We start from the raw sequence: 19112 nt of genomic DNA, 5'->3' as shown, positions 1-19112 counted from the left end.
CGTCACCCCCACCACGTCCCCTGTCAGCACACATTGGCCCCCGGTGCAGCACTCTAAGCTGAGCCTTATGAAGAGCGGCTGGAACGTCATTGTGATCGGCGGCGGCCATGCGGGAATCGAAGCCGCGTGGGCTGCGGCCAAGTTTGGTCGGGCAGCGATGCTGGTTGGTAATCCGGCCACCATCGGGCGAATGCCCTGTAACCCCTCGGTCGGTGGCCCCGGCAAAAGCCAGCTGGTGTTTGAGCTGCAGGCCCTGGGTGGATTGATGCCTACACTGGCTGATCAGACGGCCATCCACACCCGTGTACTGAATGCCAGCAAGGGGCCAGCCGTGCAATCCCTGCGGGTGCAGAACGAGCGTGACCTGTATGCCAGTGTGGCGCAGGATGCTCTGCTGGCTGTGCCAGAGTTGGATGTTCTACGCGGTGAGGCGGCCGATCTGGAAAGTGACGGTCAGGGTGGCTGGTGGGTGATCACGACCGACGGACGGCGCTTCTGGGCCAGGAGCGTGGTGATTGCAGCAGGCACCTTCATGCGTGGCATCACTTGGTATGGGCGTCAATCACGGCACGAGGGACGGCAGGGTGAGCCACCTTCACGCTTTCTCAGCGAAGCCCTGCAACGGGCTGGACATGGCCTCAAACGTTTCAAGACCGGCACTCCCCCACGCGTGCGCGCAGACTCGGTGAACTTTGCTGGGCTGGATATCATCCCCGCCGACGTTCCAGCGCGTTCCTTTACCGGTACCCCTGGCCCCCACGCTGAGTCTTCCCCCACCTGGCAAACCCACACCACTCCGCAGACCCATGCACTTGTGCAGGAGAACATTGGGTTCTCGGCCATGTACGCCGGAGATATAGACGCCACAGGCGCACGCTACTGCCCCAGCATTGAGGACAAGATCATGCGCTTTGCTCACCATGACCGTCACCTGCTGTTTGTGGAGCCTGAAGGCCTCCAGACCAGCGAGGTGTACCTGCAGGGCTTTTCATCAAGCCTGCCCCCAGAGCTGCAAGATCAGTTGGTCCGCACGCTGCCCGGCTTTGAAAAGGCGGTGATTCAGCGCTATGCCTATGCCGTGGAATATGACGTAGTGGACTCTACGCAGCTGAGCATGAATCTGGAGTCGCGGTTGCTGCCCGGCATCTACACCGCTGGACAGCTTAACGGCACCAGTGGCTACGAGGAGGCGGCCATTCAGGGACTGGTGGCCGGAACCGCTGCCGCCCGCCGCGCCGCCGACCTACCGGAACTCACTTTCAGCCGTGCCGACGGCTATCTGGGCGTCCTGCTGGACGACCTGATGCTGAAAGGCTGCGATGAACCCTTCCGTATGATGACCAGCCGAGTCGAGCACCGTTTGCTGGTCCGCCAGGACAACGCCGATGAACGTCAGACCCCCCGTGGTCATGAACTGGGCTTGGTTGGGGTGGAGCGGCTGGCCCAGGTTCAGGCCAAATATGCCCGAGTCGCTGCCGGCATAGAAGCCCTGACCCGGACCAAGCTGGATGGCAAACCAGCCGACACTTGGCTGAAGCGTCCAGAGGTTCAGCTCAGCGAGTTACTGGAGCGCGGCGTGACCCTTCCCGACCTGAGCCGTGAGGAACAGGAAGCCGTTGCAATACGCGTGAAATATGCCGGCTACATTGACCGGGCCCGCAGGCAACTGGACGCCGAGGCCAAAGCTGGACAGCTCAGCCTCCGGGATGTGGATTTCGGCGCTGTACCTTCGCTGTCCCTGGAAGGCCGTGAGAAGCTCCTACGGTTCCGGCCTGACACCATTGAACAAGCCACCCGTGTCAATGGCGTGCGCCATGCTGATATCAGTGCATTATTGGTCCATCTGAAACAGCGCTCTGGACAGGAAAGAATCCAAGCATGACTCCTGATAGAGAAAGTGTTTCACATGAAACACCCCTGGGCTGTTACCGCGATGTTTCATGTGAAACATCAATGCAATGATGTTCGTAGCTGAGCTGGTTATACTAGTCTCAAATGCCTGCCGACGCCCTAGCCGACTCCGCCCCTTCTGGTACTGAACTCTCAGGTGAGGCCCTTGATCTGTTGCATGAAGGTGCACAGGCGCTAGGTGTTTCCCTTAGTCCCGCCCAACTGAAGCAGTTCGTTACCCTATATGGCCTTTTGCGTCAGGGAGCTACCCAGATGAACCTGACTGCGCTCCACAGTGAGAGGGACGTGGTGCTGAAACATTTTGTGGATTCGCTGGGCGCTCTTCAGGCGACACTTTGGAAGGAACCAGAAAGGTCTAGCCTGCAGGTCTTGGATCTGGGTACAGGAGCGGGATTCCCAGCCTTGCCTCTGGCGATCAGCTGTCCCGCCCTGAAGATGACAGCAATGGACGCCACTCAGAAAAAAGTCGCTTTTGTCGAACGCACTGCTGAGGCGCTTGGCCTGACTGTGCGGGGGCTGAGTGGCCGCGCTGAAGATTTGGGACAGGATCCTATACACCGGGGCCGCTATGATGTTGTGGTCACGCGGGCCGTGGCTTCTTTGCCTGTTCTGGCTGAGTTAGCTCTCCCGCTGCTTAAGGAAGGTGGCTGGCTGATCGCACAAAAAGGACAGCTGGAAGATGCAGAAGTGGCCCAGGGAGAGCGGGCTATTTCGCTGCTTGGCGGAGAATTACATCCCATTCAGCGTTCTCATCTGCCCTTCCTGGGGGACGCCCGTGCACTGGTCCAAGTTCACAAGGTCGCTCCCACACCTGCCAAATACCCACGCCGCCCTGGCATCCCCAACAAACGACCTCTGGGAAATGAGTGATGTGACTTTCAAACTGGCGCCTCCGGAGGCCATACCTCACTCCTCCAAAATTCTCCGCACTTCCTCCCACACCCATCAGCTGAACAGGATCATCAAGTGAATATCATTGGAATCGTCAATCAGAAGGGAGGGGTAGCCAAAACCACCACAGCGGTGAACTTGGCTGCTTTCCTGGCCGAGCAGGGGCAGCAGGTCCTGTTGCTGGACATGGACCCTCAGGGCAATGCCACGAGTGCTCTGGGTCTTCGTGATGCCGAACATGGCCTGTACGAAGCTCTGGGCCACCCAGGGCAGGTAAAGCAATACATTCAGCCCTCGGTCCAGCCGGGGCTATCAGTCTTGCCCGCCACACCTGACCTCGCCGGAGCCGGAGTGGAACTGGCCGATGATCCTGACGCTCTGTCACGCCTATTGGCCAGTATTGCTGGGTACGACATGGTGATTATTGACGCCCCCCCCAGCCTGGGGCCGCTCACGGTCAACGTGCTTGCCGCGGCACAGCGGCTGATTATTCCGCTTCAGGCCGAATATTTTGCCCTAGAAGGGCTGGCTGGCCTGATGGAAACGGTAGAGCGGGTCCAAGAAGCGCTGAATCCACAGCTCAAGGTGTTGGGCGTCGTTCTCACAATGTTCGATGGCCGCACCAATCTGGCGCAGGAGGTAGAGACGACTGTACGCCAGCATTTCGGCCCACTGGTATTTGCAGCAGTGATTCCACGCAATGTCCGGCTGTCAGAAGCGCCCAGTTACGCACAGCCCATTAACCTGTTTGCCCCGAACTCACTGGGAGCGTCGGCCTATCAGCGTCTGGCCAAGGAGGTCATCCAGCGTGTCGAAAAGTTCTAAAAAGCCCAGTCTGGGACGGGGACTAGATGCCCTGCTCAGCCGCAAGGAGGGCGCACGTCCCAAAGACACTGAGACAGGTGAGCCTGTCGGCCGGGGCGTACAGCTGCTACCAACCAGCCGCGTCATCCAGGCGGGCTATCAACCACGGCAAGTATTTGAACCCACTGCATTGGCCGAGTTGGCACAGAGCATCCGCGAGAAGGGTATCTTGCAGCCGCTGCTGGTCCGCCCACGGGGAGATGCCTTTGAAATTGTGGCCGGTGAGCGGCGTTGGCGGGCCTCTCAATTGGCTGGCGTGCAGGAATTACCCGTCATCATCCGTGATTTGAGTGACCGTGAGGCGCTGGAAATCGCGATTATCGAGAACCTTCAGCGCGAAGACCTGGGGCCACTGGAAGAGGCTCGCGCCTACCGCACCTTGATGGAACATGGCCTGAATCAAGAAGGTGTGGCTCAGGCTGTAGGCAAGGGCCGCAGCACCGTGGCGAACGCTCTGCGGCTCCTCAGCCTGCCCGACGAGGCCCTGCAAGCCCTAGAGGCTGGGGAAATCAGCGCTGGGCACGCCCGTGCCATCCTGGCCCAGCCCGATGCAGACCGCTTATGGGCGCTGGAGCAGATTCGCAAGCGCGGTCTGAATGTGCGTGAGGCTGAGGCTCTGCGCCGGGAACGTGCTGCAGCTCCTGTCAAGGTCAATCCGCCGCGACCCTACAAACAGATTGAAGTGGACCTAAGCCGCCGGATGGGTTCACGGGTCAAGATTACGGGAGAGGACAAAGGCCGCATTGAACTGAACTACGCCTCCCGCGAGGAGTTGGACCGCCTGCTGGACCTGCTCGGTTACGGCGAGTAAATACATCAAAAAAACAGAAGCGCTGGCCGATCGCTAGCGCTTCTGTTTTTTGCTCGTTAGGCATCGTTTAGACCCGGACATTTGACGAGCGCCAACGTTTTAAGCTGAGCTATGCAAAACTCCACAGGTTCGTTCGGCCGTATTGCGATTGGAATCGACTTTTCGCCGTCCTCACTGTACGCCCTGGAGTTGGCCCGGCAGCGGTTCCCAGGTGCCGACCTGCGCCTGTTGCACGCTGTGGATGTACGGATGATGGCCTCACCCGATCTGATCGGCGGCATGACTCCTATGAGTTACGATCCCGCTCTATTGGAATCGGTAGAGAACCAGGACGCTGAGCAGTTGGCCGCCCTGGTACAAGGCAGCGAAACCTATGAACAACTGGTCGGTGGTCCTGTGAACAGCCTACTGGACGCAGCGCAGAAGTGGGGAGCTGATCTGCTGATTGTCGGAACCCACGCCAAAGGCGCTTTGGAACACTTTTTCCTGGGCAGCACTGCCGAAAAGCTGGTGTCCCGTAGCCCGGTTCCCGTACTGACGGTGCGTCTGCACAAATCCAAGCAAAGCCACACCCAGGATCATCTATGAAAGTCGGCGTAGTCGGAAGCGGTTTGGTTGGGTCGACGGCGGCCTTTGCCTTGACGCTACGCGGCACTTGCTCGGATCTGGTCTTGGTTGACAAGGACCCTGAACGCGCCCGCGCCGAGGCCGAAGACATCGCGCACGCAGCTCCGGTCAGCCACGGCACGCGTGTCGTGAGTGGCGAGATCGACGCATTGGAAGGTTGCGGGGCCATCGTGGTGGCAGCTGGGGCCAACCAAAAGCCGGGAGAAACCCGCTTGCAGCTGCTTGAGCGCAATGCCGATATTTTCGCCGAGCTGATTCCACAAGTGTCAGCCGCTGCGCCGCAGGCCCCTTTGATCGTGGCCACCAACCCGGTTGATCTCCTGACTGACCTCACCACAACTCACGCAGCAGAGGGTCAAGCCGTGCTGGGATCCGGCACGGTGCTGGACAGCGCCCGCTTTCGCCACCTGATCGCTCAGCGGGCCGAAGTAGACGCCACACATGTCCATGGCTATGTGCTGGGGGAACACGGCGACAGTGAAGTGCTGGCCTGGAGTACCGCCAAAATCGCCGGACTGCCTGTGGCCGACTTTATGGCTGCCCGAAATCTGGACTGGACCCCAGAGATCATGGCCGAGATAGACCACGGCACGCGTGATGCCGCCGCTGCGATTATTTCCGGCAAGCGGGCCACCTATTATGGGATTGCCGCTGCCCTGACCCGCATCACCGAGGCGGTGATCCTCAACCGCCGCGCTATTCTCACGGTCACTGGGCCGACCGATTACGGCATCTCGATGGCTCTACCGCGCATTGTGGGATCAGGCGGCATAGAAGAAACGCTGATGCCACAACTCAGCGCCGAGGAACTGGGACAGCTTGAACAGAGCGCCGAAACCTTGCGCCACGCTCTGGACTCGCTCAGCCGTCAGCCAGCCTGACACCGCTGCCAGGGACAAAACCCAGCAGGAAAGAGCGGCCAGCCAACAATGTCTTATACGGATTTCGCTTAATTCCGACACAACCTACAAAGCACCGCTTGCGTCTCTATCTTGCGAAATCCGTGTTTTTCTTAGTCTGCTTTGCAGCTGTACCAGTCCCAGTGGCCTTGGATGAATCGTAGAAAGCAACGATTCATCCTGAATTCGTATGAGAGAGGCGTTGGGAAGACCAAACAGGCCAGCAGAGCAATGCTCGACTTTACGGCGCAGCGGCTTCCTCATCCACGAACTCGCCTGTGATTCGGACACCTTCGGAGGCCCAGGCCACAGCTTCGTCGCGCTCAAGGTCATACAGGATTTCGGCAGCTTGGAGACGCTCCTTGCCCCGTTCACTCACCGCAGGCTGCTCCGGGGTGCCGATCAACCGGGCCAGGTTGGATTGATCGTCGTACTCTACGCGGGCGGCGCGGCTGACCCGTCCCCCGCTGGAATTCAGAACTACATCGCCCACCAGCAGGGTACGCTCGGTATCCACCTCTACTTCAATCCCCTCGGCCGTACCCGAAAGCTCGGTGGTTCCACTTTGCTCTGCCGATGGGATGCGTTTGAACGTGATCGGGCCTGTGACCCGGGCCACACCGTCCGTTTCGCTGTAGCGCAGAGACTGCCCAGTGAGCTGGGTTTGGCCCTGCGTGACCCGTACCGACCCAGGTACATTCTTAGCATCTACCTGGACACCACAGCGGGTCAGGCGATCCTCGGCACCTTCGGGAATATTCTCCACGTAAGCCGCCGTTCCAGCACTCGCCTCAATATTGCCATCCCCTGAAGTTCCGTCGGCACGGCGAGTCTGGGTCACGACGGCCAATGGCACCTGAATAACGTTCTTATCAATGCTGATTTCTACGCCTTCAGGGCCAGAATTACTGAAAACCGCCAGGCCGGGAGCATTCTCTCCGTCCTGCTCCTGCGGGTTGCAGAAGACAAAGATGCCCGTTTCATCGGTGCCCTTACGCACCACGCCGATCCGGCGCTCCTTGCCATCGTCGCCCTGGCGGACCAGTTGCAATTCGGAGTACTCACTGCCCGCCTCCGGAGTTGCGGTTGTGTCTTGCCCCAAATCTTCGGTTTCTTCGGCCCACTGCTTGATCTCATCCCAGCCTTCATCGTCCCAGTCAAGCGTATCTGCTGGGGGGGGGGGAGGATCGACTGGGGCCGAGTCCTGAGCCGTCGCCCAGCCTGGTCCAGCCAAGAGGACGAGCAATAAGGCCCGCTGCGGTAATGTTTGGATGTGGCGGCTCATGCGACCCTTTCCTGACCACCCACTGGCTGAAGATGGCCATAACAAAAAGAGCATCCCACCCGAAATGGTTCAGGCTGATGCTCGCTGAAGCCCAGAGGAAAAAGAGCCGCAACTGACCCTTTTTCCTTCTGGCAAAGCTTATTCACCGCGTAGCTTGAACTGCGCCGTAGGAATATTGAACCCGCTGCTCAGCGTACGGACGCGGGACAGATCGGTGCGCTGCTCCAGAGCGCCACTGGCAGGAGCACGGACGGTGGTGCCGTTGCTGGAATCACGGCTGACTGCGTTTCCCACCACATAGGCCACGTTCTTGGTGTCGTCGTAGAACAGGGCATTACCAGTCGTGGTGATCGAACCCTGCACCAGCTTCACGTTGCCCTTTACGTATACGGTTTCATTTTTGGTCAGGGCGCGAACTTCGTTGCCCGTAATCACGATGTCTTTCTGTCCGCCTGCCGCTTCCTGACGCAGGCGTGGACCTCCGGTCAGGACGCCCAGCTCGCGGTCTTCGTCAAAGACCAGTTGCGAGGCAGCAGCACTCTGATTTCCCTGACGCAACACCACGCTGCCCTTGGAGGTCGAGACATTGTTGTCCACGTCCAGGCTCATGCTCTGTGCCTTGATCTGCACGGTATCGCCACGGTTTTCAGGCGCAAAAGAGGCGCGAGCATTGTCGCTTAGGACACCCTGGCCGGTGCCTTCGTTGTAGACCAGATTCTCACCCTGGGCCGACAGACGGCCACGCTGCACCCGCACATCACCGATAAAGCGCGAGTTGCGTTTGCCCTGCGAAGCGACAATGGTCTGGCCCTGTGGCGCAGCCAGGCGAGCTTCCTTGGCAGTGATAGACAGGGTGCTGACCGTGGCGCGAACTGGGTTGCCAGTAAACGTGATCGGGCCATTACGCAGATCACCGCGCGGCGCACCCTGAATGTTGATGATGCGGTTGGAATTGGCCTGGGCCAGCACTCCGGCACTGGCAACCGTCAGCAGGCTCAGGGCAATAGCTTTTTTGGCAGTTTGGGTCAGGGTCATGGTGGGCTCCTTAGAAATTGGAAAGAAACGTATCGGGGGTTAGGTCAAGAAAAGTGGTGTGTTGCGCCGAGGTTCTGGGCTGATGAGATGGGGACGATCTGACCGTCCACACACTGCTCAGTGGCGTTCATATCCCAGCCGGTCTGGCTGTCGGCGCTTCCTCCAGTAATGGTGAAGTCGAAGGTCATGGCCAGATCGGGAATCTCGGACTTGAATCCGGGAGCATCAACCTCAGCCAGCGGTGCACTGAACCCCACATTCTGCTGAACCACAACAGGCTGTGCGTCATTACCGCTCAGGTGAATATCGGCACACTGCTCAATCAGGGTGATGGTGGCTTCACGCGTGGTCATGTTGTCCTGGCTGTCAATCGTCAGGTCATCGGCGGCAAGCCGGGCGTCCAGAACTTTTTCACCCGTGGGTAGACCGCTCGCATCCAAACCGTTGACCCAGCGCCCACCTTCTTTAAGGGTGCTGAGATGGGTTTCGCCACTCAGCGGGTCATTGACGACCTGATCGGCCTGAAAGGTCCAGTGTGCTTCGGGATCGTTGGCAGGATACAGGGTCAGGGAGACGTCGTTCAGGGTGGCGCCCGTCGCTGTGCGCGGGCTACTGGCCGGCATCAGGGCAAAGACCAGTGCGAACAGCAAGAGCGCACCCAGAACATAGGAACCGACTTTCAGCACAGTGTTACTTTAGGAGCCGCTCTCATGAGAGTGATGGGGCAGACCTGACAAACACTTGATGCCTCAGACAGCTTTGCGTCAGCTGATCAGGCTAAACTCCTGGCATGCGCCAAGCCCTCTCACTCCTTACCTGCTGCCTTGTATCTGTAGCATCCGCTGCCCAGATCACTGTGTCACCTGGACAACTGCGTCCCCTTGAGGACAGGAGTGTGCTGATTCTGGAGGTAGAGGACAGCCGCTGCCCTAAAGACGTGCAGTGCATCTGGGCTGGAGAGGTTACCGCGCGGGTTCTGTACCTCCGACCTGGCCGCTGGTCGGTGGAGACCCTGCACTGGGACGAGAGTGGCAGTACAGCCAGCGGTGGCCTGAGGATCGCAGGACTGAGCGACAAATACTCGGATGGCCGCGGTGGACCTGTGCAACTTATTGATGACGTGCTAAGTCGGTAACACTTCAGGGTAGATACCTAGCAATTTGGCTGGGAGTTGCCGATAGCGGATTTTCGGCCATACCGTACGGAGGTAAGCCTTGAGTTGCTCCAGCGTCTCTGGGCAAAAATTGGCGAGTTGGTGGTGTTTGACATAGGCCCACACTCGTTCAATGGGGTTGAGTTCAGGGCTGTACGGTGGCAGGTACGTTAGGCTCAGTCGTTCATGTTGTGATACGAAGGCCGAAACGGCCTTCGCCTTATGGATTTTAGCGTTGTCCACCACAACAGTGATCTTCCCCTTGATGTGTCGCATCAGATGCGTCAAAAATGCGATGAAGCCCATCGCTTTGACCGACCCTTCGTGTGTCTGCTGGAAAAACTGGCCCTTAGACGTAATCCCGCCAATCACGGAGAGCTTTTTCCAATTGGTCTTGGCCAGAATCACTGGGGTCTGACCACGCGTGGCCCAGGTGTTGCCAATCACGGGCTTCATACTGATTCCGACTTCATCGGCCCAGACGATGGTTTCACCATCATCTATCTTTTTTTTCCAGGACTGGAAGCTCTGCTTCCAGCCAAGCGTCGACCTGCTCAGCATTCTGTTCCAACGGGCGTTTTTCTGCTTTCTGCCAGGAAAAGCCCCAGCGTAACAGCAGCTTTCCGACCCAGTCGTGGTCATACCAGACACCATATCTGCATCCAATCTCGTCGCGAATACGTGCGGTAGTCCAGCGCCCGTCTGGAAAACGCTGTGGATCTGGCCCTGCCTCAATCATCGCCATGATTTCAGCCACTTGGTGATCGGTGAGAAAGGAGGGACGTCCAGAGGAGAAAGTAGCTTCAAGGGTATCGCCATGTCGTAAGCGCTGCCGCCAGGTACGAACAGTGCTGGCGCTGACACCAAAACGCTGGGCAATCGTCTTGGAGGACAGGGTCATATCGGAGAGCATCGGAAGAGCGGCGAGTCGCCGCTCTTCCATCTGCTGACGTGTCCATCGGCTGGGCCGCCAAACCTCACTCACGGTTTCAGTCTAACTCTGTCGTGAACTTACCGCGTTATCAATAGCCTGGAAACAGTGCCCGAATAAAACCAACCCCTTACCTTGCCCCAGCAATGCCTGGGGCATTTTTGGGCAAAGCACAGTCTGGTTACTCAGCGGTGGGCCGCCAGGGCGTTAGCCAACGCTCCAGCGTCCGCATGGACAGCTCACCCAGCAGCGCCAGCAGCGCCACTGGAATGGCCCCCTGGAGGATCAGCGCCAGATTGTCCGCGCCTAGCCCGGCGATGATCGGCACACCCAGGCCGCCTGTTCCGACCATGGGGGCCAGGGTGGCGGTGGCAATCGTCAGCACCAGCGCCGTACGAATACCCGACAGGATGGCGGGCAGTGCCACCGGCACCTCCAAGCGCCAAAGCTGTTGCAGCGGGCTAAGGCCCAGGCCCTGGGCAGCGTCCAGTTGTGGCGCCTCGACAGCTTGCAGACCCAGTACAGTAGAGCGGGTTACGGGCAACAGGGCGTAGAGGGTCAGTGCCGCAATAGCCCCCGTGCCCCCGAACCCCACCAGCGGAAGGGCCAGAAAGAGCACGGCAATGGGCGGGAACGTCTGCCCGACCGTGGTGAGGTTGTTGACCAGCGGCAGAAATTCACGCCCCTGCCGCCGGGTGGCCCACAGGCCCAGTCCTACGCCGATCACGATGACCAGTCCCATCGCAGTGGCGGTCAATCCCAGGTGCTGCCAGGTCAACTCCCAGAGCGTATTGCGCTCGTAGATAGGCGTGCTCACCTGTGGAAATAGGCGGCGCATGGTTGCACCCCAGAGTTCCTGCTGGGCCACCAGCCAGAAGAAAGCAGCCCAGGCGGCAGCCAGGCCTATCACCGTACCCAGGGGCCGATCTGGGCGGGCACGGTTCATGCGGGTGGCCTGGGGGAAGAGAGAGAGCCTTTATGCGCCATGTCGTCGGCGAAGTCGCTCAGGCGCAAAGCCCCCACGACTGCACCAGAGTGGTCCAAGACCTGCACCGGGCCGCCTCCGGCACCCAGCACGGCCGAGAGGGCCCGGTCAGCGCTCCACTCGGCCCGCACCTCACCCACTGCAGTTGGGTCAGGCGCAGTCATGTGATCTGCCGCCGTACGCAGACCCAGCCGCAACAGCTCGCGGCTCTCACCCATAAACGACGCCACGAAGTCATTGGCCGGGCGGCGCAGCAGTTCATCGGGCGGGCCGAATTGCTGAATGACTCCATCGCCCAGCAGACAAATGCTGTCACCAAGGCGGACCGCTTCTTCGACATCGTGCGTTACGAACAGGATCGTCTTGCCCAGTTCCTTCTTGAGACGTACAAACTGGCGCTGTAATCCTTCACGGGTAATGGGGTCCAGGGCGCTGAACGGCTCATCCATCAGCAAGTAGTCGGGATCGGCGGCCAGGGCACGGGCAATGCCAACCCGCTGTTGCTGCCCACCCGACAGTTGCCGGGGATAGCGTTCGGCGTAGCTGGCGGGGTCCAGGTCCATCAGGGCCAGCAGTTCTTCGGCGCGGCGGCGACGCTGGGCAGCAGGCACACCTGAAATGCTAGGAACCAGCTCCACGTTCTGTGCCACGGTCAGGTGCGGAAAGAGACCCACGCTCTGAATCACGTAGCCGATGTTGCGCCGCAGCGCGACCACATCTGCACTCGCCACATCCCGCCCATCCACCCAAACACTGCCGGAGGTGGGTTCAATCAGGCGGTTCACCAGACGCATCAGCGTGCTTTTACCGCTACCGCTGGGGCCGATCAGCACGACCAGTTCACCCTCTGGCACCGCTAGGGTAATGCCACGCAGCACTTCCGGGCCGCCAGGAAACTGTTTGGTTACATCTCTGAATTCGATCATATCGGCCCTCCCTGGCCCACCACTTCAGGTTCAGCGCGTAGACCTGGTGGCGTCAGGCGTTCCCCCAACCAGGCCACCACGCCGCTCAGGAGCAGTGCGATCAGCACGATAGGCAGTGCCCCCAACAGGACCAGGTCCGGCACATTGCCCTCCACGCCACGCTGAATGAAAAAGCCCAAGCCTCCCGCTCCGATCAGCGGCGCAATGGTCGTGATTCCGAAGGTCAGCACCAGCGCCGCCCGCACCCCTTCCATAACGAACGGCAGAGCAATGGGCCACTCGGCCCGGCGCAGAATCTGGCCCGGTGTCATGCCCAGGCCGCGGGCCGCGTCAATCAGGCCCGGCGGCACGGAGCGCAGGCCCACGAAGGTGTTGGTCACAATAGGCAGCAGGGCGTAGATGGTCAGTGCCAGCAGCGCGGGAGCCGCCCCAATCCCCCGAATGCCCCAGGTGGAGAGCGGCGCACCCAGTGACCAGGCAGCAGCCCCCAGCCCCGGCGCACCTGACCAGGTCCTTTCCAGTACGCCAATCACGGTCAGGCCTATAAGCAGCAGCAGCGCTTGAACTCCGAGCAAGCCCAGCAAGCCACCCAACAAGCCCAGCAAGCGGTGACCGAAGAAGCGCTGCAGCAGCCCTCCCAGCAGCAAGGCGCCGCCCGCCCAGGTCAGATAGGCGCCCAAGGTGGTGTCCCGTCCCAGCGCCGCGAAGACTGGCAGCAACAACCCGAACAGTGCCACCGAGGGAATGGTCTGCAAGAAACCCGCCACGCCCAGCACCCCGCCGGAGAGCCGCTCATTGCGGGCAGCGGCCAGACCCAGCGGCAACCCCAGGATGAGTGCCAGCAGCAGGGCGGTCAGACTGAGGGCCAGGTGCATCCCCAACTGCGGCCAGAAAGCCGAGGCGATATTGGCGTATTCCTGTGCCAACCCCAGCTCGCGCCACCAGCCCACCAAGGGCATCAGCGCGAAGGCGGCGGCCCCTAGCCACCCAGCCCAGCGGGCCGGCCCCTGGGCCCAGCGGGATACACCGAAGCCTGTCACATACAGTGCTGCCACCGTCAGCCAGAATCCACCCGCCGGAGAGACACGGGCCAGCGGCTGCTCTGCATTCACCAGCGCTAGAGCGGCGCCCCCCAGCAACATGCTGGCCGCTGCGCAGATCAACACAAAGAGAACTGTCCCAACCCAACCGCGCCCCCGCTGCAGCCACAGTGCAGCGGCACCCAGGGCGACCCATAAGCTAGGGAGCAGCCAGGCCAGGGCTTGCCCAGTCGTCAACAGGTTGAGGCCCTCGCCCTGCACCAGTCGGTTCTCACGAAAACTGACCCAGGGCAGCAACAGGGCCAGCAGCCCCAGCGCCGCACCCAGCAGGACAATGGGAGCAGGGCGGGAGCGGTTCATCCATCCACTGTAGGTCGGGTATACGGCGGCAAATCGGCAGCCACGTTAGTAAGGCTTTAACACTGCGCTCCTGGCCGGGCTCTGCGCCGTACTTTGGACGCAGTAGGCCACTACGTCACATGACCGCTGCCGCAGTTGGTCTATCCGTGGCAAAACCCACCCCGATCTCAGGCCAGCTACCCGCGTCATCTCTCGCCCCATTCCACTCTGCCCCTGGAGGAATCATGAACACTGCCCCCCTCTCCCGGCTGCCTCTCCTGGCCCTTACAGCCACCCTGCTGGCTGGCTGCGCTCCGCAGGATGACGCTCTTCAGACCACCCAGACCCCCGCAACCACGACCGAAACGGACAATGCACCGGCTGACACCACCCAGGCCCAGAACGCGGCGGAAGCCGGAACCGTAACAGTAGGAAGCAAGATTGACACCGAAGGTGCCTTGCTGTGCCAGATCACCAAACTAAGCCTGATTGACGCTGGGTTCACCGTCAATGACAAATGCAGCACCGGGGCCACCAATGTGGTCCGCGCCGCACTGGAGCAGGGCGAAATTGACCTGTACCCCGAATACACCGGAAGTGCCATTTACATCCTGAACGAAGCGGGTGCGACCATTGACGATGCCGTCAGCCGCGACGCCGAGCAGGCTTATACCACTGTCAAGGAGCTGGACGCCGAAAATGGCATCATTTGGCTGGACCGTGCCCCGGCCAACAACACCTGGGCCGTCGCCGTGCCACAGGCACTGGCCGAAGAAAATAGCCTGGCCACCATGGCCGACTTCGCCCGCTGGGTGAATGACGGAGGCGCAGTCAAGCTGGCAGCCAGTCAGGAATTCGTGGACCGCGACGACGCACTCAAGGCCTTTGAAGCCACTTACGGTTTTGAGCTGACGCCTGAGCAACTGGTCATCGTACCGGGTGGGAACACCACCCAGACCGAAACTGCCGCTGCACAGGGAACCAGCGGTGTGAACGCGGCGATGGCCTACGGGACCGACGGTGCCATCGGTGCCCTGGGGCTGGTTGCCCTGACCGACCCCGAGGGTGCCGTGGCGGTGTACCAGCCGGCGCTGACCGTACGCGAGGAAACCTTAAACAAATTTCCTCAGATTGCGGACATCATGAATCCCATCTTCGCCGGACTGAATGAAACCACCCTGGCCGAGTTGAATGGCCGAATCGCCGTGAATGGAGAAGACGCCGCCAAAGTGGCGCAGGACTGGCTGAGCCAGCAGTAACGGTTCCTCCGAGAAGCCGGTGGACCAGGGGCCTGGGCAGGGTTACTCTTTGGCCCAGTCGCGGAGGTAGTCGGCCACTTGAGTGCTGAGCATGACACCGTCACGGGCGGCTTTCTCTACGATCACCGCTTTCTCAGCGCGTGACAAAGGAAGCCACATGGCCACGTATTCCTGGCCGTTTTCGGTTTTGTACTCGCCGCCCTGCTCGTCCAGCCCCACTGCGCCGTTCAGTTCCTTGTTCATGTCATCTCCTGCGGCCATCAGCCAGGCCAGAATCCGTGAGCGCACAAAGCGCCACTCGCGGCCCACCTTACGTCCTGGTACCTCTCCACTTCGCACCAGAGTGTAGGCCGTCGTCTCACTAACCTTGAGCAGCTGTGACAGCTCTTCTAAGGTCAGCACTTCATCTTGAGCCTGGGTCATACCTCCAGACTAACCCAGACCCACGTATATCCCTCGCTAACTCACATCAACTTTTATCAACAATGACCAGCTAGGGTCATCACCTCCTTTGTGGCCACTTTAGGTCATTTAGCGGTAGATAGCAGCAGTTAATGATCACTAGAAGTAGATGGTTCCAGGGATGCCCTCTGTAAGCTGCCCCGCCCCTTTTCACCCGAGCATCAGGTTGATGGGCCAAAGTAGATACATGACCAAGACATGGCCATTTATCGCAGCGTTGCTGCTTGGCCCGAATGCTCAGGCGGCTGGTCTCCTAGGCCAACCGATTGCCCTTCAAAACACCCGGTTCTGCGCCGAAACCACCTGTCAGCTGGCTGGGCGAACCCCGATTGCCGGCAATCTGTGGGAATTTGTGTACTTGACCGCTCCCACCCCGCCTACCCACGCCGAAGTCAGGCTGTTTACCCAGCGGGGAAGGGTAATCAGTGGCACTTTGAACCTGACCCTGCCCAGCACGGCAGACAACATGGCGCCGCAGCCGTTTAACCGCTTTACCTACACTCAGCCCGGCACAGCCACGCGCCTGAGTGCCGGATTTGCAGCACTCCTGACGGGGCAGCATCCCAGCTATGCGCTCCTGGAGGAATGGCTGGCGGCCTGTACCAGCGGGGCACGGCTGAACTACGCCGGGGCCAAACTGTCTTGCAACAGGCTGGCCCGTAGCAATTCGCACACCGTCTCACTGCATATCGGTCGCTGAGCGGGGCGCACTGGGCAACCCAGAACTGCTCTAATGCAGATCATGAAGCAACTGACTCCCGCAGACCACACCCCCTGTGACCTGGGCTTTGCGATGCCCGCCGAATGGGACGAACATGCGGCCACCTGGATGAGCTGGCCCGGCGACGACGAATTGTGGTTCGGCCATCTGGCTGGCGTGCGCTCTGAGTACGCCGAGCTGGTTCGCACCATTGCCCGCTTCGAGCCGGTGCATCTGCTGGTCCGCGACGAGGAAAGCGAGACAGACGCCAGGGAACGACTTGCAGGTGAGGCCAGCGTGACCTTTCACCGCGTTCCCCTGGACGACTCATGGGTGCGCGACAACGGCCCCTTGTTCGTACGCAACGCTGCAGGCGAGGTGGCCCTGGTCAACTGGGAATTCAACTCCTGGGGCGGAAAGTTCGAGTGGGAGAACGACAACCGTATTCCGGAATATGTGGCCGAATACCTGGGCATGGGCCACTGGGACCGCCCCGAAATCCTCGAAGGTGGCGGCCTGGAAATCACCGGCGACGGCGTAGGCCTGACCACCCGTTCCTGCTTTCTGACCGAGACGCGTAACCCCGGCCTGACCGAAGAGGGCTACACCCTGCTGCTGAACGACACCCTAGGTGTCCGCAAGTTGCTGTGGTTGGACGGCGGCCTGGAGAATGACCATACCGACGGCCACATTGATACCATCACCCGCTTCGTGGATCCCCAGACCATCGTGACCAGCGTGGCCGAGGATACAACCGACGCCAACTACGCAGTGATGCAGGGCAACCTGGAAGCCCTGCGCGGCATGACAGACGCGAACGGACAACCTTTCCGGATCGTGGAACTGCCACTCCCGGCCAATCGCCTGGAAGGTGCGGAGGGCCGCTTGCCGCCCACCTATGCCAACTTCTACATCGGCAACGGTTTTGTGGTGGTGCCGCAATACGGTGACCCCAACGACGGACGGGCGCTGGAGATCCTACGACCCCTTTTCCAAGGCCGTGAAGTGATCGGCCTGCCCAGCCGTCAGATTATTGAGGGTGGTGGGTCATTTCACTGCCTGACCCAGCAGCAGCCCGCTGGCTCCATCTGGCCCGGGGCATAAGCTTGACGAATACTGCATAAGGCGCTATAGTTGTAAACATAACCGCTCCAAGTGAGCGGATTTTTTATTGCCTGATTTCCTCCACGGTCCAGCCCAGGTAAACCAGCGCTTCTATGACCGCGTCCAGTTCGCGCTGGGCGCTGCGGCCCGGCGCGGCTGCTGGCGCATAACGACCATAGGCGTCCGCCAAGACCGGGCGGAGCAATTCGTGGCCCTCACGCAGCAGCTGTGGACCGAAGCGCAAAGCGGCCGCTTCAGGCAGATCGGTGTAAGCAGGATCTGTTCCCTCAGCTTGCTCAAAGACCAGCACCGGATAGGGCCAGTACCCGGCCACCAGGGTTTCAGCAGCCAGGTGATAGCCCGCCTCCTGTGCCCAAATCCGCAGGGCCAGCGGCGAGTCGTTGCACTGCACCACCACCCGCGGGGGCAACTTGCCGTCCGCCTGACCGCGTGCCAGGACACCAGCGATGGTTCCGGCCCCCAATCCAGTCATGCTGACACTCTGCACCTCCCTGGGCTGCAAGGGGGCCAAACCATTCCCCAGCCGCAGCTCAATCTGCTCAGTCCGGCCTGCCCGGGCCACCTGCCGCCGCGCCAGCTCCAGTGGCTGAGCATTCAGCTCTACCCCGATACAGTGGCGCACCCGCCCGGTCTGAATCAGCCGGATCGGCAGACCCGCGTGGTCGGTGCCCAGGTCGGCATGGGTGTCAGCGCGGATCAAGCCCAGCACCGTTTCCAGGCGGGGGTCAAGTCGGGGCTGAAAGGAAAGTGCGGTCACGCCTGACCTGCCAGGGCGCGCAAGACCGCAATTTCACGCGGAATCCAGCGCGGTGAACCTGGCTGCCGCAGCGCTGCGGCATTCGCCTGAGCGGCCACCTGGGGAGCGACCCAGCACGGTTCCAGACCCAGCTCGGCTTCGTAGGTTTCCAGGGCCGGCGAATGCTGCGCCTCTGTGACCTGGCAAGCGTAGCAGAACGACCCCATCTGAAAGACCTCCGCCTCAGGCTCCTGCGCGGGAGCCAGCTCAGTGACGGTCAGCAAGCACGGCCCCAGTTCCAGCAACTCTGCGCCCGTCTCTTCCCGCAGCTCACGGGTTAGCGCCGCTGCGTGGTCTTCGCCGGGTTCTACTCCGCCGGGGAATTTGTAACATCCCCAACGCGGCGAATGCAGCAATCCAAGCTGGCCGCCCTGCCAGATCACCGCTTTTACCGTAACACGCTCCGAGCAAACGGCTCCTCCCTGCACGCGCCGCAGCAGTCCGGGAAGATCTTCCATGGTCGGCAGCCGAATCATGCATCCTCCCAGGGCCGCACCGTGTCTCCGACCCGCACCCAGCCGCCCTGGATGACCCGCGCCGTCAGGCCACCGTGACCGCGCACGGCGTTGTAACCGCCTGGACCCAGATTCTCTTCCATCCGCGAGCAGGGATGGCATTCACCCGTGCCTTCCAGCAACACCTCGCCCACCCAGAAGCGGCGGTCCTTGAGGGCCAGCAAAGAGATTCCACTGACCAGCAGGTTACGGCGCAGCAGTTCAGGCGTGACCATGTCCACCCCCGCCAGCGCCGCAATCACGGGTAAATGCTCGGCCTGAATCAGCGTGACCTGCCGTTTGCCACGCTCGGCACGCACCGGCGAGGAGGGCCGCTCGGTCCCTTCAGTACTTGTCTCCGTTCCCAGCGCCCGCAGCCGGGGCGGGGTCAGCTTGCCGTGATCGCCGATCAATCCCACCAGCGGGTGAATCTGGGCTTCAGGAACGCTCTGAACCGGGGCGCGGCGTGCGGAGCGCAGCCCAACCCACTCCAGGCGGCCTGGGCGCGGCAAGTGGGCGCGGAGCTGGTGCATGGTCAGCATCTGCCCATGTTAGCGGGCGTGCTAAATTACAGGGTAT

General features: G+C 60.9%; 21 protein-coding genes. 10 read left to right on the top strand and 11 right to left on the bottom strand.

The window, feature by feature from the left end; genetic code table 11:
• Positions 1–67 precede the first annotated feature (67 nt).
• The 6 genes from mnmG to LMT64_RS09955 all read left to right on the top strand — a co-directional run bounded on the left by mnmG (position 68) and on the right by LMT64_RS09955 (position 5985).
• On the top strand, positions 68–1882 hold the full coding sequence (mnmG, locus tag LMT64_RS09980) for a tRNA uridine-5-carboxymethylaminomethyl(34) synthesis enzyme MnmG (RefSeq protein ID WP_126352588.1): 1815 nt from the start codon (positions 68–70) through the stop codon (positions 1880–1882).
• 113 nt (positions 1883–1995) lie between these two features.
• A complete protein-coding gene (gene rsmG, locus LMT64_RS09975; RefSeq protein WP_126352590.1) occupies positions 1996–2781 on the top strand; it encodes a 16S rRNA (guanine(527)-N(7))-methyltransferase RsmG in 786 nt (261 codons plus the stop codon).
• Between the two features lie 96 nt (positions 2782–2877).
• Entirely contained in the window at positions 2878–3627 is a 750-nt protein-coding gene (locus tag LMT64_RS09970) for a ParA family protein (RefSeq protein WP_126352592.1), read from the top strand.
• On the top strand, positions 3611–4477 hold the full coding sequence (locus tag LMT64_RS09965; RefSeq protein WP_126352594.1) for a ParB/RepB/Spo0J family partition protein: 867 nt from the start codon (positions 3611–3613) through the stop codon (positions 4475–4477). Before LMT64_RS09970 ends, LMT64_RS09965 begins: the two co-directional genes overlap by 17 nt.
• Positions 4478–4588: 111 nt before the next feature.
• Complete coding sequence (locus LMT64_RS09960) at positions 4589–5065, top strand: universal stress protein (RefSeq protein ID WP_229253203.1); 477 nt, start codon at positions 4589–4591, stop codon at positions 5063–5065.
• Positions 5062–5985: a lactate/malate family dehydrogenase gene (locus tag LMT64_RS09955; protein ID WP_126352596.1), complete on the top strand. Its 924-nt coding sequence runs from the start codon at positions 5062–5064 to the stop codon at positions 5983–5985. Before LMT64_RS09960 ends, LMT64_RS09955 begins: the two co-directional genes overlap by 4 nt.
• Positions 5986–6244: 259 nt before the next feature.
• Here the strand turns inward: LMT64_RS09955 and LMT64_RS09950 are convergent, their stop codons facing one another.
• The 3 genes from LMT64_RS09950 to LMT64_RS09940 form a co-directional block, all read right to left on the bottom strand.
• A complete protein-coding gene (locus tag LMT64_RS09950; protein ID WP_126352598.1) occupies positions 6245–7288 on the bottom strand; it encodes an LptA/OstA family protein in 1044 nt (347 codons plus the stop codon).
• Between the two features lie 138 nt (positions 7289–7426).
• Positions 7427–8323: an LptA/OstA family protein gene (locus tag LMT64_RS09945; RefSeq protein ID WP_126352599.1), complete on the bottom strand. Its 897-nt coding sequence runs from the start codon at positions 8321–8323 to the stop codon at positions 7427–7429.
• Between the two features lie 44 nt (positions 8324–8367).
• Entirely contained in the window at positions 8368–9009 is a 642-nt protein-coding gene (locus LMT64_RS09940) for a hypothetical protein (protein ID WP_126352601.1), read from the bottom strand.
• A gap of 209 nt (positions 9010–9218) precedes the next feature.
• On the opposite strand from LMT64_RS09940, the gene LMT64_RS09935 reads away from it, so the two are divergent.
• Entirely contained in the window at positions 9219–9458 is a 240-nt protein-coding gene (locus LMT64_RS09935) for a hypothetical protein (protein ID WP_170166022.1), read from the top strand.
• On the opposite strand, the gene LMT64_RS09930 is transcribed toward LMT64_RS09935, so the two are convergent.
• The 4 genes from LMT64_RS09930 to LMT64_RS09915 all read right to left on the bottom strand — a co-directional run bounded on the left by LMT64_RS09930 (position 9447) and on the right by LMT64_RS09915 (position 13718).
• Positions 9447–10419, bottom strand: a protein-coding gene (locus LMT64_RS09930) for an IS630 family transposase (protein ID WP_229253457.1) whose coding sequence is annotated in 2 segments (ribosomal slippage) — positions 9447–9995 and positions 9997–10419 — 972 coding nt in all. Because the reading frame shifts where the segments join, the coding sequence is not laid out codon by codon here. The genes LMT64_RS09935 and LMT64_RS09930 overlap by 12 nt on opposite strands.
• Before the next feature lie 169 nt (positions 10420–10588).
• The gene (locus LMT64_RS09925; protein ID WP_126352058.1) at positions 10589–11353 is read right to left on the bottom strand and encodes an ABC transporter permease; all 765 of its coding nucleotides are present in this window, start codon (positions 11351–11353) and stop codon (positions 10589–10591) included.
• The gene (locus LMT64_RS09920; RefSeq protein ID WP_126352059.1) at positions 11350–12318 is read right to left on the bottom strand and encodes an ABC transporter ATP-binding protein; all 969 of its coding nucleotides are present in this window, start codon (positions 12316–12318) and stop codon (positions 11350–11352) included. The genes LMT64_RS09925 and LMT64_RS09920 overlap by 4 nt, the downstream gene beginning before the upstream one ends.
• A complete protein-coding gene (locus LMT64_RS09915; RefSeq protein WP_126352060.1) occupies positions 12315–13718 on the bottom strand; it encodes an ABC transporter permease in 1404 nt (467 codons plus the stop codon). The genes LMT64_RS09920 and LMT64_RS09915 overlap by 4 nt, the downstream gene beginning before the upstream one ends.
• A gap of 224 nt (positions 13719–13942) precedes the next feature.
• Between LMT64_RS09915 and LMT64_RS09910 the strand changes: the two genes are divergently transcribed.
• Positions 13943–14956 carry an ABC transporter substrate-binding protein gene (locus LMT64_RS09910; protein WP_126352061.1) on the top strand — a complete coding sequence of 338 codons (1014 nt, stop codon included), beginning with the start codon at positions 13943–13945 and terminating at the stop codon, positions 14954–14956.
• A gap of 42 nt (positions 14957–14998) precedes the next feature.
• Here LMT64_RS09910 and LMT64_RS09905 read toward each other — a convergent pair whose 3' ends face one another.
• A complete protein-coding gene (locus tag LMT64_RS09905; RefSeq protein WP_126352062.1) occupies positions 14999–15379 on the bottom strand; it encodes a helix-turn-helix domain-containing protein in 381 nt (126 codons plus the stop codon).
• 226 nt (positions 15380–15605) lie between these two features.
• Here LMT64_RS09905 and LMT64_RS09900 point away from each other — a divergent pair, with 226 nt between their 5' ends.
• Positions 15606–16118 carry a hypothetical protein gene (locus LMT64_RS09900; protein ID WP_126352063.1) on the top strand — a complete coding sequence of 171 codons (513 nt, stop codon included), beginning with the start codon at positions 15606–15608 and terminating at the stop codon, positions 16116–16118.
• A gap of 42 nt (positions 16119–16160) precedes the next feature.
• Positions 16161–17222 carry an agmatine deiminase family protein gene (locus LMT64_RS09895; RefSeq protein WP_170165974.1) on the top strand — a complete coding sequence of 354 codons (1062 nt, stop codon included), beginning with the start codon at positions 16161–16163 and terminating at the stop codon, positions 17220–17222.
• Between the two features lie 64 nt (positions 17223–17286).
• On the opposite strand, the gene LMT64_RS09890 is transcribed toward LMT64_RS09895, so the two are convergent.
• The 3 genes from LMT64_RS09890 to LMT64_RS09880 are packed head-to-tail and all read right to left on the bottom strand — an operon-like array spanning position 17287 to position 19075.
• A complete protein-coding gene (locus tag LMT64_RS09890) occupies positions 17287–18000 on the bottom strand; it encodes a tRNA (adenine(22)-N(1))-methyltransferase TrmK (protein ID WP_126352065.1) in 714 nt (237 codons plus the stop codon).
• The gene (locus tag LMT64_RS09885; protein WP_126352066.1) at positions 17997–18515 is read right to left on the bottom strand and encodes an NUDIX domain-containing protein; all 519 of its coding nucleotides are present in this window, start codon (positions 18513–18515) and stop codon (positions 17997–17999) included. Before LMT64_RS09885 ends, LMT64_RS09890 begins: the two co-directional genes overlap by 4 nt.
• On the bottom strand, positions 18512–19075 hold the full coding sequence (locus tag LMT64_RS09880) for an MOSC domain-containing protein (protein ID WP_126352067.1): 564 nt from the start codon (positions 19073–19075) through the stop codon (positions 18512–18514). The genes LMT64_RS09885 and LMT64_RS09880 overlap by 4 nt, the downstream gene beginning before the upstream one ends.
• Between the last annotated feature and the right edge of the window lie 37 nt (positions 19076–19112).

It is taken from the genome of Deinococcus radiophilus (genome assembly GCF_020889625.1).
Taxonomy (GTDB): domain Bacteria; phylum Deinococcota; class Deinococci; order Deinococcales; family Deinococcaceae; genus Deinococcus; species Deinococcus radiophilus.
Note: the sequence above shows the minus strand (reverse complement) of the source record. Positions and strands in the feature narration are given on the sequence as shown.